Origin of the sequence: Muricoprocola aceti (assembly GCF_025567005.1) — a bacterium.
GTDB lineage: Bacteria > Bacillota > Clostridia > Lachnospirales > Lachnospiraceae > Marvinbryantia > Marvinbryantia aceti.
On the sequence record NZ_JAOQKE010000016.1, the window covers coordinates 13,478 to 29,795 of the forward strand.

General features: G+C 39.7%; 23 protein-coding genes and 1 pseudogene. 23 read left to right on the forward strand and 1 reads right to left on the reverse strand.

Features of this window, described 5'->3' with window-relative positions:
• Positions 1-141 precede the first annotated feature (141 nt).
• The 17 genes from OCV47_RS11485 (at position 142) to OCV47_RS11565 (ending at position 10,931) form a co-directional block, all read left to right on the forward strand.
• Positions 142-573: a MarR family winged helix-turn-helix transcriptional regulator gene (locus OCV47_RS11485; protein WP_262655202.1), complete on the forward strand. Its 432-nt coding sequence runs from the start codon at positions 142-144 to the stop codon at positions 571-573.
• 211 nt (positions 574-784) lie between these two features.
• On the forward strand, positions 785-1,069 hold the full coding sequence (locus OCV47_RS11490; protein ID WP_154433058.1) for a co-chaperone GroES: 285 nt from the start codon (positions 785-787) through the stop codon (positions 1,067-1,069).
• Positions 1,070-1,097: 28 nt separating this feature from the next.
• On the forward strand, positions 1,098-2,711 hold the full coding sequence (gene groL, locus OCV47_RS11495; protein WP_262655204.1) for a chaperonin GroEL: 1,614 nt from the start codon (positions 1,098-1,100) through the stop codon (positions 2,709-2,711).
• A 108-nt stretch (positions 2,712-2,819) separates the two neighbouring features.
• On the forward strand, positions 2,820-3,323 hold the full coding sequence (locus OCV47_RS11500) for a flavodoxin family protein (protein ID WP_262655205.1): 504 nt from the start codon (positions 2,820-2,822) through the stop codon (positions 3,321-3,323).
• A 51-nt stretch (positions 3,324-3,374) separates the two neighbouring features.
• Positions 3,375-3,902: a MarR family transcriptional regulator gene (locus OCV47_RS11505; protein ID WP_262655206.1), complete on the forward strand. Its 528-nt coding sequence runs from the start codon at positions 3,375-3,377 to the stop codon at positions 3,900-3,902.
• Positions 3,886-5,217 (forward strand): citrate/2-methylcitrate synthase, encoded by a 1,332-nt coding sequence (locus tag OCV47_RS11510; protein ID WP_416888015.1) that lies wholly within the window; start codon positions 3,886-3,888, stop codon positions 5,215-5,217. The genes OCV47_RS11505 and OCV47_RS11510 overlap by 17 nt, the downstream gene beginning before the upstream one ends.
• Positions 5,211-6,089, forward strand: a complete 879-nt coding sequence (locus OCV47_RS11515; protein WP_262655208.1) for a DUF445 domain-containing protein — start codon at positions 5,211-5,213, stop codon at positions 6,087-6,089. The genes OCV47_RS11510 and OCV47_RS11515 overlap by 7 nt, the downstream gene beginning before the upstream one ends.
• Before the next feature lie 474 nt (positions 6,090-6,563).
• Positions 6,564-6,749 carry a helix-turn-helix domain-containing protein gene (locus OCV47_RS11520; protein ID WP_075671598.1) on the forward strand — a complete coding sequence of 62 codons (186 nt, stop codon included), beginning with the start codon at positions 6,564-6,566 and terminating at the stop codon, positions 6,747-6,749.
• A gap of 130 nt (positions 6,750-6,879) precedes the next feature.
• Complete coding sequence (locus OCV47_RS11525; RefSeq protein ID WP_262655209.1) at positions 6,880-7,182, forward strand: helix-turn-helix domain-containing protein; 303 nt, start codon at positions 6,880-6,882, stop codon at positions 7,180-7,182.
• A gap of 3 nt (positions 7,183-7,185) precedes the next feature.
• The gene (locus OCV47_RS11530) at positions 7,186-7,350 is read left to right on the forward strand and encodes an Arm DNA-binding domain-containing protein (RefSeq protein ID WP_416888014.1); all 165 of its coding nucleotides are present in this window, start codon (positions 7,186-7,188) and stop codon (positions 7,348-7,350) included.
• Positions 7,351-7,532: 182 nt separating this feature from the next.
• Positions 7,533-7,943 (forward strand): peptide deformylase, encoded by a 411-nt coding sequence (locus tag OCV47_RS11535; protein WP_262655210.1) that lies wholly within the window; start codon positions 7,533-7,535, stop codon positions 7,941-7,943.
• Positions 7,944-7,972: 29 nt separating this feature from the next.
• Positions 7,973-8,245, forward strand: coding sequence for a hypothetical protein (locus tag OCV47_RS11540; RefSeq protein ID WP_262655211.1), 273 nt, complete (start codon positions 7,973-7,975; stop codon positions 8,243-8,245).
• Positions 8,246-8,275: 30 nt separating this feature from the next.
• Positions 8,276-8,698, forward strand: coding sequence for an N-acetyltransferase (locus OCV47_RS11545; protein ID WP_262655212.1), 423 nt, complete (start codon positions 8,276-8,278; stop codon positions 8,696-8,698).
• Between the two features lie 13 nt (positions 8,699-8,711).
• Positions 8,712-9,146, forward strand: a complete 435-nt coding sequence (locus OCV47_RS11550; RefSeq protein ID WP_262655214.1) for a flavodoxin family protein — start codon at positions 8,712-8,714, stop codon at positions 9,144-9,146.
• Between the two features lie 40 nt (positions 9,147-9,186).
• Complete coding sequence (locus OCV47_RS11555) at positions 9,187-9,654, forward strand: hypothetical protein (RefSeq protein WP_262655215.1); 468 nt, start codon at positions 9,187-9,189, stop codon at positions 9,652-9,654.
• 34 nt (positions 9,655-9,688) lie between these two features.
• On the forward strand, positions 9,689-10,291 hold the full coding sequence (locus tag OCV47_RS11560) for an alpha/beta hydrolase (RefSeq protein WP_262655216.1): 603 nt from the start codon (positions 9,689-9,691) through the stop codon (positions 10,289-10,291).
• A 115-nt stretch (positions 10,292-10,406) separates the two neighbouring features.
• Complete coding sequence (locus OCV47_RS11565) at positions 10,407-10,931, forward strand: flavodoxin family protein (RefSeq protein WP_262655218.1); 525 nt, start codon at positions 10,407-10,409, stop codon at positions 10,929-10,931.
• A 287-nt stretch (positions 10,932-11,218) separates the two neighbouring features.
• Here OCV47_RS11565 and OCV47_RS11570 read toward each other — a convergent pair.
• A pseudogene (locus tag OCV47_RS11570) lies at positions 11,219-11,614 on the reverse strand (transposase); the annotation flags it as partial.
• Between the two features lie 146 nt (positions 11,615-11,760).
• Between OCV47_RS11570 and OCV47_RS11575 the strand changes: the two are divergent.
• The 6 genes from OCV47_RS11575 to OCV47_RS11600 all read left to right on the forward strand — a co-directional run bounded on the left by OCV47_RS11575 (position 11,761) and on the right by OCV47_RS11600 (position 16,212).
• On the forward strand, positions 11,761-11,883 hold the full coding sequence (locus OCV47_RS11575; protein WP_262655219.1) for a hypothetical protein: 123 nt from the start codon (positions 11,761-11,763) through the stop codon (positions 11,881-11,883).
• 55 nt (positions 11,884-11,938) lie between these two features.
• Positions 11,939-12,646: an SDR family oxidoreductase gene (locus tag OCV47_RS11580; RefSeq protein ID WP_262655220.1), complete on the forward strand. Its 708-nt coding sequence runs from the start codon at positions 11,939-11,941 to the stop codon at positions 12,644-12,646.
• A gap of 83 nt (positions 12,647-12,729) precedes the next feature.
• A complete protein-coding gene (locus OCV47_RS11585; protein ID WP_262655221.1) occupies positions 12,730-13,713 on the forward strand; it encodes a helix-turn-helix transcriptional regulator in 984 nt (327 codons plus the stop codon).
• A gap of 18 nt (positions 13,714-13,731) precedes the next feature.
• Complete coding sequence (locus OCV47_RS11590; RefSeq protein ID WP_262655222.1) at positions 13,732-14,052, forward strand: hypothetical protein; 321 nt, start codon at positions 13,732-13,734, stop codon at positions 14,050-14,052.
• Positions 14,053-14,213: 161 nt separating this feature from the next.
• Positions 14,214-15,926: an IS1096 element passenger TnpR family protein gene (locus tag OCV47_RS11595; RefSeq protein ID WP_262655223.1), complete on the forward strand. Its 1,713-nt coding sequence runs from the start codon at positions 14,214-14,216 to the stop codon at positions 15,924-15,926.
• A gap of 88 nt (positions 15,927-16,014) precedes the next feature.
• On the forward strand, positions 16,015-16,212 hold the full coding sequence (locus tag OCV47_RS11600; protein WP_262655224.1) for a helix-turn-helix transcriptional regulator: 198 nt from the start codon (positions 16,015-16,017) through the stop codon (positions 16,210-16,212).
• The last annotated feature ends 106 nt before the right edge of the window (positions 16,213-16,318 follow it).

Here is a 16,318-nt window from a genome sequence, read left to right on the forward strand (position 1 = left end):
TACTGATATTAGATTCAGCGGAATAGATTCCAGATGTTAATCATTAATTAAGAGGAAACAAAAAAGTCGTTTAAAATTAAATGGTGACGAATTATTAAACTTGTGATAGAATGAAAAAAACATTGAAAGAAGCTGAACTAAATGGATACACAAATTGATATCATATTGCAGGGAGGACAGTTTAAAAAGCTGTTAGAGGAACAGAGCGTTGAATTACGAGAAAAATATGATATGAAAAGAGCAGAACTGGAGATATTATACTTCCTGTCAAAATGCGGAACACATAATACCTCTACGGATATCCACCATCAGTTGATGATGAACCGTGGACATATTTCGCAGGCAGTTGACAGTCTCTGCAGGAGAAATTATCTTATTGCGATACCGGATAAGAATGATAGAAGATATATTCATTATGAAATATCTGATTATGCGAAGGATCTGGTAACAGAAATGACGAAGAGAAGGGAAGCAATGAACGGGATGATTTTAAAAGGTGTGTCGGAAGAAGAATTGAAGGTTTTTCGGGAAGTATTGGAAAAAATCAGGAAAAATATAAATGAATTAATTTAGATGATCAAAAGATGCAAAGTAATGGTTAAGGTGCTTCGCATCTTTTTTAAATTATTTTGGAAACCTATTGACAAGAGAAATACAGGTGATATAATACTTTAAAAATAAATAATTTAAAAATAAAACATGTTTCGCGAGAAACATATTTTTTGCGAAACACGATGGCACTCAACAAGCAAGAGTGCTAACAAAAGAAAGGCAGGTTATTCATATGAAATTAAAACCATTGGGTGACAAAGTAGTTCTTCAGTATCAGGATGTTGAAGAAAAGACAGAATCAGGAATCATTCTGCCAGACAGCGCAAAAGAGAAACCGCAGGAAGCTGTAGTAATTGCAGTTGGTCCGGGAAAATGTAAAGACGGACAGAGGGTTGCCATGCAGGTAAAAGAAGGAGATAAAGTCATTATTTCTGAATACGGCGGCACAGAAGTAAAAATTGGCGACGAAGAATATAAAATTGTAATCCAGGATGACATTCTGGCAATTGTCGAGTAATAGAAACAGTAGAAAGAAGGAAATTATCATGGCAAAAGAGATTAGTTTTGATATTGATGTTCGAAAAAAAATGGAAGCCGGCGTAGACAGACTGGCAGATACAGTAAAGGTAACATTGGGGCCAAAAGGAAGAAATGTTGTACTGGATAAATCTTACGGTGCACCATTAATTACAAACGATGGTGTGACCATTGCAAAAGAGATCGAACTGGAAGATCGTTTTGAAAATATGGGCGCACAGCTTGTAAAAGAGGTGGCTACCAAGACAAACGACATTGCGGGAGATGGAACAACAACAGCTACAGTTCTGGCACAGGCACTTGTAAAAGAAGGAATGAAAAATATCGCAGCAGGTGCAAATGCCATTGTTTTAAGAAAAGGAATGAAGAAGGCAGCAGATGTGGCTGTACAGGCAATTGAAGAAATGAGCCATCCTGTTACTGGGAAGGATCATATTGCAAAAGTAGCTGCAATCTCTTCCGGTAATGAAGAAGTCGGTGAGATGATTGCCGATGCAATGGAAAAAGTCGGAGAGAACGGCGTTATTACGATTGAAGAATCAAAGACCATGAAGACGGAGATCGACGTAGTCGAAGGTATGCAGTTCGATAATGGATATCTTTCCGGATACATGTGTGATGATAAAGAAAAAATGATCGCCAACATGGAGGATCCTTATATCCTCATGACTGATAAGAAGATTTCAAATATCCAGGACATCCTTCCCATTTTGGAAAATGTGATGAGAGAGAGGAAAGAACTCCTCATCATTGCAGAAGATGTGGAGGGAGAGGCACTTACCACATTGATTGTCAACAGACTGAGAGGTACCCTGAAGGTCGTTGCTGTAAAGGCACCGGGATATGGTGACAGCAGAAAGGCAATGCTTGAAGATATCGCAACACTTACCGGTGGTCAGGTAATCATGGAGGATCTGGGTCTTGAACTGAAAGATATCACGATGGATATGCTTGGCCGTGCAAAATCTGTAAAGGTTACAAAGGAAAATACAACGATCGTAGACGGAGCCGGTAACAAGGAAGATATTGATGCACGTATCACCAGCCTGAAGAGACAGATAGCTGACACAACTTCAGATGTTGATAAAGATAAACTCATGGATCGTATCGCCAAGATGGGTGGAGGTGTTGCCGTAATCCGTGTCGGCGCGGCAACAGAAACAGAAATGAAGGAAGCTAAATACCGCATGGAAGATGCCATGAACGCAACAAAAGCAGCCGTATCGGAAGGCATTATCTGCGGCGGCGGATCTGCATATATCCATGCACAGAAAAAAGTAGAAGAACTGTTAGCAACTCTGGAGGGTGATGAGAAGACTGGAGCCAGAATCGTAGCAAAGGCATTGGAAGCACCACTTTATACGATTGTGGAGAATGCCGGTCTGGAAGGTCCTGTTATCGTAGATCAGGTAAAGAAGAGTGAACCTGGCATGGGATTTGATGCATCATCAGAAACCTTTGTGGATATGATGAAACAGGGTATTATTGATCCGGTAAAGGTAACAAAGAATGCATTAACGAATGCGGTAAGCGTGGCAGCCACACTTCTAACTACAGAAGCTGCGGTAGCGGACATTAAGGATAATACACCTGCACCACAGCCACAGCCGGAAATGTATTAAAGTGAATAGGTAAAATCAAATAACTGGAGAGCAACAAAATGGGGAGATGGCTGGTACATCTCCTCTTTTTGTTCTCTTTTATTATTTTTATATGAAATGAGGTTCATTATGAAATATGCAGTTATATATCAGTCAAAAAGTGGCAATACACGTTTAATAGCAGAAAAGATCTATGGTGCTTTAAATACAGAGGATAAAACAATTGTAGATATTGATACAGAGCAGGATATACCTGCGGCGGATGTCTATCTGATCGGGTTTGGAATTCATGGTTATTCCTGCAGCATGGATATCTCAGATGTATTTGAGCAGATTACAGGCGGAAAATATGCAGTGTTCGTTACCTGCGGTTATGTGCCGACAGAACAATATAAAGAAAAGCTTGAAAAAAATCTTGAAGTCTGGTACCCGGACGAGGGAGAGTATCTGGGAATGTTTCTCTGTCAGGGGAATGTGGAGTCAGATAGAAGGAAAATTATGATCAGCCAGATGCCAAGTAAAGAAAAAGAGATGCAGCAGATGTTTCGACTGGGAAATACCCATCCGGATGAAGAAGATCTGGAAAATGCGGTTGATTTTGCCATTAAAATTCAGGCAGAAATTGGGGATTAAATAAGAAAATAACATGTATTGATGTAAATAAAAAGAGAGGAGCGGTTGAAGATGCCAGAGCAGAGAGAAATATTGAATGCAAATGAAATCAGAAAGTTTACAAATGAATTAACCTATCGTCGGTATCTGATGAACAAAGGAAAAATACAGGAACTGTTTCGTAAAATGACACTTCAGGAGTATATTGCTTTGTATACTATAGAATCTGAGAGAGAAAATTCTCCGAATAATAATGGGAGAACGTATTTAAAGGATTTATCAGAAAAGATGCAGCTGACAATACGGCAGACATCAAAAATGGTAGAAAAGCTGAAAGATCGTGGACTGGTACTGTGGTCTTATGAAGGAAGCGGAAGTGAAGGAACATATGTGACTGTTACAGAAACGGGACAGAAACTGTTTAAGGGTCAGGAAATGATTCTGAGAGAATATTATGGAAAAGTGATCAACAAATTCGGAAAAGATAATTTGATCATGTTATTAAAAATGATGAAACAACTGGATAACCTGATGTGCAGCGAAATAAAAGGGATGAGAGAGGTCGATTCGTATGGGAGAGCTGATGAAGCGGATGAATGATTATGCTGTGCAGAATGAAGCTATCTGCCGGAAAAATGATCATATTGATCCTAGATTGTATGAAGAGTTTGGTGTTAACCGGGGGCTGCGGGATGAAAATGGAAAAGGTGTGCTTACCGGTTTGACTAAGATTTCCCGTATTGTATCATCATGTGTGAAAGATGGAGAAAAAGTACCTTGTGACGGGGAATTGTGGTATCGTGGATATAAGGTAGAAAAATTGATTGGCAATCTTGGAGAAGAACAGCTTGGTTTTGAAAAGATCGCTTATCTTCTGTTGATGGGGGAATTGCCTTCAGAAGATGAAGAAAAAAAGTTCCGGGAAGTGATTGGCACATGCAGAACGCTTCCAACGAACTTTACCAGAGATGTTATTATGAAGGCACCATCTGAGGATATTATGAATTCAATGACAAGAAGTATTCTGACACTGGCTGCTTATGATAAAAAGGCAAAAGACATCAGCGTCAGTAATTCGTTGCGGCAGTGCATCCAACTGATTAGTGAATTTCCACTCCTTGCTGTATATGCATATCATGCCTATAATCATTACGAAAAAAACCAGAGTATGTATATCCATAATCCGGATCCGAAACTGTCTACAGCTGAGAATCTTCTAATGATGCTCAGGCATGATCAGAAATACACACCGGTTGAAGCGAAAGTTCTGGATACTTCATTGATTCTTCATATGGAACATGGCGGCGGAAATAATTCTACTTTTACAACCAGAGTGGTGACCTCTTCCGGTTCAGATACATATTCAACAATTGCTGCCGCTATGTCATCTTTGAAGGGACCGAAGCATGGCGGCGCAAACATAAAAGTTGTGGAGATGATGGATAATATACGGGAAAATGTAAAGGATTTTTCTGATAAAGAAGAAATATCAGCATATCTTATGAAGATAATTGACAAACAGGTATTTGACAAAAAAGGGTTGATTTACGGAATGGGACATGCGGTGTATACATTGTCGGATCCAAGAGAAAGAGTATTTAAAAAATATGTGGAAGCGCTGGCAAGAGAGAAAGGCCGGGAGAGCGATCTCCAGCTCTATGAGAATGTTGAAGTGATTGCACCTAAACTGATTGCAGAAAACAGAAATACTATAAAACGAGTGAGCCCGAATGTGGACTTTTACAGCGGATTTGTATATGACATGCTAGGCATTCCACGTGAATTATATACTGCGATTTTTGCAGTAGCGAGGGTAGTCGGGTGGAGTGCGCATCGTATGGAAGAACTGATCTGCACAGATAAGATTATCCGTCCGGCTTATATGAGTGTTATGGAGGAAAAAGAAAAATGTTAGAAAAACTGGCAGGACCCATTATAGGGGCATTGATTGGATACTGTACTAATTATATCGCTGTCAAAATGCTGTTTTATCCTAAACAGGAAGTCAGAATCTTTGGACGAAAACTTCCTTTTACTCCGGGGGCAATTCCTAAAGGAAAGCCAAGGCTTGCCAGAGCAATCGGAATTATTGTGGCGGACGATCTTCTAACGGAAGATGATATTAAACAGAAAATGATTTCTTTGGAAACAGAAAATGCTGTTGTGGATCAGATTGTTCAGGGATTATCTGTTGATCTTCATACCTGTGTTTCAAAAGTATGTTCGTCCGAGTTGAATTATGAAGAGATAAAAAACAGATTGATTTCTGAACTGTCCAGCCAGATCCTTGATTCTGTTCAACATATGAATTTGGATAATCTTATTGTTCAGGAAGCCGGAAAAGCTGTTAAAGCCAAAACAAAGGGCTCCATGTTGGAAATGTTTCTGAATGATGAAATGCTTAATTCCCTGATACAGCCTGTTGGAGGAGAAATAGTAAAGTATATTAATGAAAAAGGACCAGATTTTATAAAGGAAGAACTGGAAACTAAAATTGATACGTTAGGAGAACAATCTGTCATAGATCTCTGTAACCATATGAATATTTCGGAAGGAGCCGTTCGAAAAATAGTAGCAGATTTTTATCACAAAGCAATTGATTCTGTCATCGGAAAGCTGATCGGTAATTTGAATATTGCAGAAATTATCGAAGATAAAATCAATGCTATGAATGTAGATAGTCTGGAGAAACTGGTGCTGACTGTGATGAAAAAAGAATTGGATACAATTGTAAATCTTGGGGCTTTAGTAGGTGCAGTTTTAGGAGTTTTAAATATTATTATATGATTTCTTATGTAAAGAAGATAATGATTGTAAACTAAGTTTTCATGGATGAATGAAAAGATATATATGATATAGCACAAATAGGACAAGAGGACAACAGGAATTTACTGTGTAGTTGTGATTGTATTGATGAACATTGTTTGTAAGAGATAACCTCCAGTTTATCTGTTTCTTAAAATGACAATATCATGGAATAAATACAACATAATGAGAACATGTTACCTTCGTATGATTCGATTCATACGGAGGTTTTCTTTTGCCCATTTTTCTCATCTTGACTTTTTTTAACTGAAACATGTTGTATAAGCCCCTCTGAAACTTTGGATATATAGAGGGACATTTATATCCGCGAGCAACGAGCCAAGCGGACATGCTTGCATGCCCATTTGGCGACTGCCGCGAGAGCCAAATGCCCCGTCACTTGCGGGAGTATTTGGCATGTCGCCTCCAAAATAATGAAATGTGAGGTAATGACATATGTCAGAGAAAAGATGTTATACAGTAAAAGAGTTACAGGAAATTCTTGGAGTCAGCAGACCGACAATATATAACCTTCTGAAGAAAAATGAGTTCCGGTGGATCCAGCTGGATGGCGGAAAGTACCGTATTTCCAAAAAGAGCTTTGATGACTGGCTGGATAAGCTGCCGGAATCTTCCAACTAATCTCCTATCCGGATGAAAAATCGACTCTCCGCTCCGCTTCGGTCGGTGCTAAACGAATGCCACTGGCATTCAGCACCCTAAATTTTTTTGAAAAAGTGCGGTATGGTATGGGAAGAAGGAGGAAAGCTTCATGGATGAGAAGGGAAAAATGAATACCGGGGAATACGAAGAACTGGCAATGGAAGAAAATGTGGCACTGGCGAATTATCGGAGAAAGAAACTGGTACAGACCGGGGAACGAGGAAGGAATGGCAATCTGCAGTATCTTACTATAGATGAAGCAGCCTTTATGGCAAAGGTCAGCTGGTCCATGATAAATGTCTGGTACACAAAAGGATATTTTCCGGTTGTAAAAATAAGGAACCATGTTCGGATCAAACGAAAAGAATTTGAAGCGTGGCTGGAAAAGAGAAATACAGAAAGGGGCTGTTAGATTATGGCATCGATCAGAGAACGAAATGGAAAATTTAATGTAATCTATTCCTATACTGATGCAGACGGGAAACGGAAGCAGAAATGGGAAACTTATGCGACAAAGGCAGAGGCAAAGAAACGCAAAGCATCATTTGAAAGGTCCAGCGAAGAGGACGGAGGAAGATGATAAAAGGTTTGAAGTATCGTTAGAGAAACTCATCTCAGTAGTAGATTGAAATCCCATACTGAGACAAACTTAGAATGAGAATGAAAAAACCTCTCTGTGGTAGAAATATGATATTGTTGATATAATAACTACATGGTTCGGAGGGATTGAAAAAGAGATAATATGACATGGAGGAATGATAGATGGTAAAACCGATAATGAAAGATGTGTTCTTTTTAGGGCAAAAGTCAGAACCTGCTACAAAGGCAGATCTGCAGGTAGGAAAGGATTTACAGGACACTTTACAGGCAAATCGTGCCGGTTGTGTAGGAATGGCTGCAAATATGATCGGTGTGAAAAAGAGAGTAATCATTGTAAATATGGGATTCGTAGATGTTGTGATGTTTAATCCGGTTCTTCTGAGCAAGGATACTCCGTATGAAACAGAAGAAGGATGTCTGTCGCTAACCGGTGTGAGGAAAACAACACGATATGAAAATATCGAAGTGGAATATTATGATATGAATTGGAAAAAGCAGCGACAGAAACTCAGCGGCTGGACAGCACAGATTTGTCAGCATGAGTTGGATCATCTGGAAGGAATTTTAATTTAAGTTTTTTGAAATTACGGGGGTGATCGATTATGGCATCGGAACGAACCGATGAATTATACAAGCTTTTACTGGGCAGAGGATATCCTAAAGAGTTCTGTGCGGAAATTGCCTATAGAAATATGAATACAGATTACACTGCCACCCGGATGCTTGGCTATTTGTACCGGGTAAGTGATCCCCGAATCGAGGATCTGGTGGATGAGATGCTTGCAATCTTAAGTGACAGAGATGCAATTATTCAGAAAAAAGAAATGGAACATGCCCAGGCTGTGATCAATGAGATTTACAGAAATGGATTGTAAAAAAAGTTTAGTAATTATGGTATAAGAAAAATGATTCGAAGATTTGAAACAAGAGATCTGGATGAGCTAATGGACTTATGGCTTCATGCAAATATAGAGAGCCATTCTTTTATAGAAGCAGATTACTGGAAAAAGAATTATGATATAGTCAGAAAATTGATTCCTGAAGCAGAAGTATTTGTGGCAGAAGAAAATGAGGAGATTCAGGGATTTATCGGTTTAACAGATACTTATATAGCCGGGATATTTGTAAAGGCAAAGGAACAATCAAAAGGAATCGGAACAGAACTGCTTCGCACCGTTATGAAGTTAAAGGATCAATTGAATCTTAACGTGTATAAGAAAAATATGAGAGCGGTAGTGTTCTATCAGCATCGTGGATTTAAAATTGTGAATCAGAAAATAGATGAAAATACATCAGAAGAAGAATATACGATGGAATGGCATCGTTAGGCGGGAGGTAAAAATGAAGACAGTAATTGTTTATGCGTCTGTACATCATGGAAACACAAAGAAACTGGTGGAGAAAATTGCAGAGAAATGTAAGGTTGATCTGATTGATGCCGTGCAGCAGCCAAAGGCGGATTTGTCGGATTATGACCGGATTGGTTTTGCTTCCGGTATATATTTTTCAAAATTTCATCAGACGATCCTAAAGTTTGCTTCTGAAAATCTGCCGGAAAATAAAAAGGTATTTATGATCTGTACTTATGGCGGGAGCGGAGCATATAAATCACTGGAAGTTATTTTGAAAGAGAAGAAAACGGACATTATTGGAAAATTTGGCTGTAAAGGATATGACACTTTTGGACCGTTTAAATTGGTGGGTGGTATTGCAAAAGGTCATCCGGATGAAAAAGATCTGGAAGCAGCGGTCTCCTTCGTGGCTGGATTGCAGTGATCAGGACGATAAGAAAATCGGGATTTCAGGAGGTGTTTTTATGCCACAAATGAATAAGGGAGGAAAATTTATTTTCGGGAAATCACTCATTCGGACGGATGGAACATTGCGGACTCCACCGCAGGCAATGGAAGAATATCACATTGCAGATGAAGGAAAAGTATATCTTTTTACCGGAAGTAAGATTACCGGTGGCTTCTGCGTCACCCGGAAAGGCCTTTTGCATCCGTCAAAACTTGGTCACATTTTGGACGATACTCCACCGTTGCTTGACTACTCAGCAGGTTCTGGCGAATTTATCAAATACAAGGGGCGTTCCTACTGCTGGGTAGAGATTTCACAGGAGGGGCAAATTCTTCTTACGAAGAAAATGATGGATTTTTTGAAGGTGAGACCCGGAATGGAGCTGCTCTCTATCCGCAGTAGCGACATCGCGTTTACGATGGGAGCTAAAGGACCGCTATTGGAAAAAGCAGAAAACTATGATGGTGAAATTCCGCTTTTTTAAGTGTAACAATTTGAATTTGTGGAGGATAACTATTGTGGATAAAGCAGTTATTTATATACATGGAAAAGGTGGTAATGCTGAAGAAGCTATTCATTACAAACCACTCTTTAGTAATTGTGATGTGATTGGTCTCGACTATACTGCACAGTTTCCATGGGAAGCAAAAGAAGAATTTCCATTACTTTTTAATTCAATTTATAGAAACTACAAGACTGTTGAAGTAATTGCCAATAGCATTGGAGCGTATTTTGCTATCAATGCCTTATCAAATCAGCAAATAGAGAAAGCATATTTTATTTCACCCGTTGTAGATATGGAAAGGCTTATTGCTGATATGATGATTTGGGCAAATGTTACAGAGGATGAACTCAAAGAGAAAAAAGAAATTCAGACAACCTTTGGAGAGACTCTTTCATGGGATTATCTTTGCTATGCAAGAGAAAATCCTATTATATGGGAAATCCCAACGCACATTTTGTATGGTGAAAAAGATAATCTTACCGCTTATGGAACGATATTTGAATTTGTACAGAGGACTAATTCAATACTTTCTATTATGAAAAATGGAGAGCATTGGTTTCATACGGATGAACAAATGAAATTTCTTGATGAATGGATAATAAAATCTTCCAAATAAATTCAAGTTTACAGAACTGAATCAAAAGAGCTCGAAGGAGCTCTTTTTCCTTTTTTATAATAGTATCATTATGGTATAATAGAGACATTAAAATCGGAAGTTGGAGGATACACGCATGAAAATTGTAATCATTAATGGAAGTGCCAGAAAAGGAAATACGCTGGCAGCAATCAATGCATTTATAAAAGGAGCGTCAGAAAAGAATAAAATTGAAATCATTGAACCCGACAAACTCAACATTGCACCATGCAAGGGATGTGGTGTCTGTCAATGCTCTAAGGGATGCGTCGATAAGGATGATACAAATTCTACCATTGATAAAATTGCTGCCGCAGATATGATTCTTTTTGCTACACCAGTTTATTGGTGGGGAATGTCAGCACAATTGAAACTTATCATTGATAAGTGCTACTGCCGTGGATTGCAGTTAAAAAACAAAAAAGTTGGCACAATTGTTGTAGGTGGCTCTCCCGTAGGCAGCATCCAGTATGAGCTGATTGATAAGCAGTTTGACTGTATGGCAAAATATCTTTCATGGGATATGCTTTTCAAAAAAGCATATTATGCAACAGCCAGAGATGAACTTGAAAAAAATAAGGATTCCATGAACGAACTTGAGTGGATTGGAAAAAATTTATAAAGCACACACCAAATTCTTTAGGCTACAATCAATAGCGGTGTAAACGAAAAAGCAGTCTTAAACTATAGAAAAACTGCCCTTTCGTTTGCACTGCGTTTGATTTTGCCAAAGTGAACAAAGTCGCGTCCCTGTAGCCGATATGTATGGATTTTCAATTCTTGCTTTTTTTATGAATACAAGTGAGATACAAGGATTCTCTGCATTGTTACATGGGGCTTTTGAAAAATCTTGGCACGACAAATAAACCTCATTGCTGAGGCTTTTTGAAATTATTTAGTTAGTCGATTCTAAATGCGCAAAGGTATTCTCTGCTGTGGTTTTCCAAGATGACCACCACAGCATTTGCAAACAGTAACCTTGATACCATAAAGGGTTTCAAGTATCTGAGGTGTTTCCATATCTTTCAGTCGTGATAGATACTGCTTACAACCAAGAAGATTCCGACATAATGCCAGATGCTTGGTCTTGCTTCGAGTACATAGTAATCCGTAGTGTCTGATTCTAACAAATCGTTTCGGCGGTACATGCATAAGGAATCTACGGATGAATTCAACTCCGGAAATGGTGAATTCTTTCCACTTACCTTTTTCACGATAATCTTTCACATAGTATGTAACAGTATTTTCGTCCATACGGATGATGCGGTGATTACTGATAGCGATTCTATGTGTGTACTTACCAAGATTGGAAGGATTTGGATACAGGTATTACTTACGAAAAGTACTGTAGTATTTCAGATAAGGAGCATATCAAAAAGATACTTCAGATGCCCGTACATTTTCTACAAGAGTCAGGAAAAGGTTTCTTTGTAAAGAAAGAAGGAACGGCATTGGCACTTAAGGAGGATTTGACAGATGTTATTCTTCAGCCTGCTTTCGGGGAGCAGATGAAGGATGTGATAGAATACCGGGCAATGGATTATTATCGCAGGAGGTATGAAGAAAAACGATAATATTGTGAGGACCCGATGAGAAATTCAAAAAAATAAAGAATAAAGCAGGTGAAATATGTTGTATAAAGATAAGATAGTCGTTATTACAGGAGGAGCACATGGTATCGGAAAAGCTACAAAAGAAGCCTTTGAAGCAGAAGGGGCGATCGTAGAAGTAATCGATATTGTTGATGGAGAGCACTATGTTGGCGATATCAGTAAGAAGAAAACGCTTGAATCATTTGCCGGGTATGTTATAGATAAGCATGGCCAAGTAGATTATCTGATTAATAATGCATTACCTATTATGCGCGGAATAGAGCAGTGTTCCTATGAAGAGTTTGAATACGCTATGGCAGTGGGAGTGACAGCACCGTTCTATCTGTCAAAGCTTTTTTATGAGCATTTTGCAGATGGAGCTTGTATTATTAATATGTCATCTTCCAGGGATAGAATGAGCCAGCCACAGACAGAAAGTTACACCGCGGCGAAAGGTGGAATAGCAGCATTAACGCATGCACTTGCGGTAAGTCTTGCCGGGAAAGTCAGAGTAAATTCCATTTCTCCCGGATGGATTGAAACCGGTGACATAGTTTATGAAGGTCCGGACGCTGTCCAACAGCTTGTAGGAAGAGTAGGTAATCCAACAGACATTACAAATATGATTTTGTTCTTGTGTTCCAATAAGGCAGGATTCATTACTGGAGAGAATATTTGCATAGATGGTGGTATGACGAAACAAATGATATACCATGATGAGCATGGTTGGAAATATGAAGGATGAATTATTGTTTTATCAGAGAATCTTAAAGTTTGATAAAACATTTGCCCTTATTCATGATAAAAATGGTTTTGAGGTGATATATCATGGCTTCCTTTGATCAGAAGCTCCGTACTTTACGCCTGATGGAAATCCTTCTGGAACGTACCGATGATGCGCATATGCTGAACGCATCGGAATTATGCACGATTCTAGACCAGGAATATGGCATCAGTACGGATCGAAGAACTATATATACAGAGATGGAGATCCTTGATAAATTCGGACTGGATATCCAGCAGAAAAAAGGAAAGAATCCTGGATATTATATTGGTGCCAGAGATTTTGAACTGCCGGAGTTAAAGCTCTTGGTAGATGCTGTGCAGTCCTCTAAGTTTATCACGGAGAAGAAATCCAAGGAACTGATAACGAAATTAGAGAGGCTCTGCTGCAGGACGGATGCTGCAATGCTTTCCAAATATGTTTTCATCGTAAACCGCCCGAAGACAGAGAATGAAACTGTTTATTATAACGTAGATTACATTCACACCGCGATTTACGAGAACAAACAGATTAAATTCCATTATGCCGAATGGACGGTCAAGAAGGAACTGAAACTGAAGAAAGATGGTGCATTCTATATTGTCAGCCCGTGGGCGTTGACCTGGGATGATGAGAACTATTATCTGGTGGCTTATGATGCAGCGGCCGGAATTATCAAGCATTATCGTGTAGATAAGATGCAGGATACAGAGATTCTGGAAACAGATCGTAAGGGTGAAGATTCCTTCAAGAATTTTGATCTGGCTGCATTCGCTAAGAAGACCTTTGGAATGTATGGTGGTGTAGATGCGGAAGTCACACTGGAATGCAGGAATGAACTGGCCGGTGTTATCATCGATCGCTTTGGACATGATGTATGGTTGATCCCGCAGGGAGAAGATTATTTCAAAACCAGAGTTCTGGTATCAGTAAGTCCGCAGTTCTTTGGCTGGGTAACTGGTATCGGACCCGGAATGAAGATCACGGGACCGGATAATGTGAAGGCTGAATATAAGGCATATCTGCAGGATGTGCTTGAGAATTATTGATCGGTTATAGGTGAGATTATGGTTGAAGTATCAAAACGTGATTGGAAATTGTTCCGTGAGAAACTTCCTGGTTGGCAGGAAAGTTATATGGAACGTTTATGCAGGGAATATGTAGAGTTGCTGACCTGTGATAAGAAGGGTTCTGAACGATTCTGGGCACTGGAAGAGCGTATCAAAAAAGATCGCAAAGCTCCTGGCGTTATTTTATCTGTCAGCAAATCAGATATGCTGATCGATCTCGTTCGATTGGTTCAGGATGAGGTGATTGGCCTTGAGGATCTGTCTGATTTTAGTGAAGACGTACAGGAGAGAGTGAAATTCATGGTGCAGCGCTGGTAATGTGAATGTGGTAAAATATGCATTTTCGGGTCTTCATATAACCTGGAAATGTATTTCTTTGATGACTAAAAGGTAAGGTTGACACGTTAATTGCTTGGTCGTATACTGATATCATAAATAAAAGGTAGGACACCTAAAATACATGAAGAAGGTCCTGATATATGGATGAGTTATATCAGCAGATTATTAATATTTATAAAGAGACGGGTTCTGTAAAGAAGACAGCAGAGGAGCTTGGTACATATCCAATCAAAGTACGAAGAGTACTAATTACGGAGGGCTTGTGGCACAGTAAAACCAGTGAACAGGTAGCAGATTTGCTTGCAAAGGGCAAAAGTGTAGCTGAAATAGCCGAGGAGCTTGTTATATCGGAGAAGAATGTTCAGTCTTATATGCCCTATTCACGTGGGCAGTATGGAGGGGAAGACAGAAGTAACGAAGCGATTCGAAGTGAGGAATATAGAGGACGGATGCAGCAGGCAGCTAAAAATCAGGTTACCAATACAGAAGCACGTTCAAAAAAGAAAGAGAATGATATTCAGGAGCAGCGTCGTCTTCTTGAAGGATTAAGATCCGAAAAAGAACGGCTGCTGAAAGAGAAAAAAGAATTCTGGGACATGATCGAAGCAGAGATGAAGCGGATTCCTATGGCAATGCAGCTTCATCTGGAACTGGACCTGGGATATTTCGCAGATGAACATAAGGAAGTTCTTAGAAGATACGGAAGAATGAAGGATGGAATTACCAGAGATTTTATTGTTCCGGGTAATATGACACTGCATGGTCTTCATTATGCAATCATAAAAGCTTTTGGATGGCAAAACAGCCACCTTCATAGCTATGTTCCATATGAGGATGAATTCAAAAAAATGACAGATGGGGGATTGGTAAAAGAGTGGACCCGTCAGGTTGGTATGTATTTCCGTTTTCCCAGTGAGAATTATGAAGATATATATTGGGACGATGATTATGAGGAAGGTGAAAGCTTTAAGACCTGGCTGAAATCCAAGTATTGTGGACCATACTCCTATGAAGGCGTGGGAGAGCATTACATTCCTGCACAGATTGAAGTAGACAGATTCCGAAAGGACTGGCCTGCTATTCAGAAGAAAACAACAGATCAGAGAACGTGGAATGTCTACATGGAAGGTCAGTGTGAGGAAATGCTGGAACGCCCGATGCTCTGGACTGTACTGAAAACACCAGCTGAACAAAGGGATTGGGATTCTTGGAAACAAGAGAAGGAGCTCGCCTTGAAGCAAGTTGAGAAAAAACGTAAGTACATTATCAAAAAATACAGACAGCTGACAACTCGTATGGACCAGATTGTAGATGAGGCAGGAACTCATTTTGATGAAAAAGGGAACCCAACTATCGACATGGTTCCATATTTTCGAGAGATAGAGGGACTGGACCGTGAACTGGAAATGCTGTGCATTGATCATAATCCTGAACCTATCCCAGCGCTGTCTGCATTGTGTTATCGATATGACTATGGCGATGGATGGGAAATTAAGATTACCTGCACCAATGCCTGGTATGACAAAACCGTTTATGTTAGGGATGTAGAAGGCAATATGCTTCGTGATAAAAATGGATTTGTTCCAGAGAAAGCTTTGTTTGTAGATGCCTTTGGCCAGCAAATAGACGGAGAGTTTCTGGACAAGTTGAGAGATATTCAGCGTAAGGAAAAACCAATCTGCATTGCCTGGGATGGAATGAGTCTTGTGGATGATGTTGGCGGTGTTGGTGGTTTCTGTGAATTTCTGGAGACCATTAATGGTGATGATCCAGAGGAAAAGAAGCACTACAAGACCTGGGCGAAGAGCTTGGGCTGGACCGGGCGGATGCCAAAACCGGAGAACATGCTGTAGCTGTCGGGATTTTTGCACATTGCTTTATGCTACATTTTAGGAGCAGACGGGGAGTCTCTAAAAATTAGCGGGATGGTGATGTGGTGTGATGGAGTTCCAGACGAATTTAAAAAAGCTACGTACCGAGGAGGGACTAACACAGGATCAGCTGACCTTGCTGGTGGAAACCAGTACGGACACGATTGGAAGAATTGAGCGAAAGCAGAAGATAGCATTTTATGAGGTGCTGTTTCGTATCGCCAGATATTTCGATAAGCCTTTGGAAGATGTGTTCTGGTATGAGTGAGAGAACAAAAAGAGAAGTGATGCGGTTGAAACAGAATTTGGGACATTTATGGAACTGGCGTTACCGAATAAGGAGATTCGCAGAGTTTACAATACAGAGATTTTAT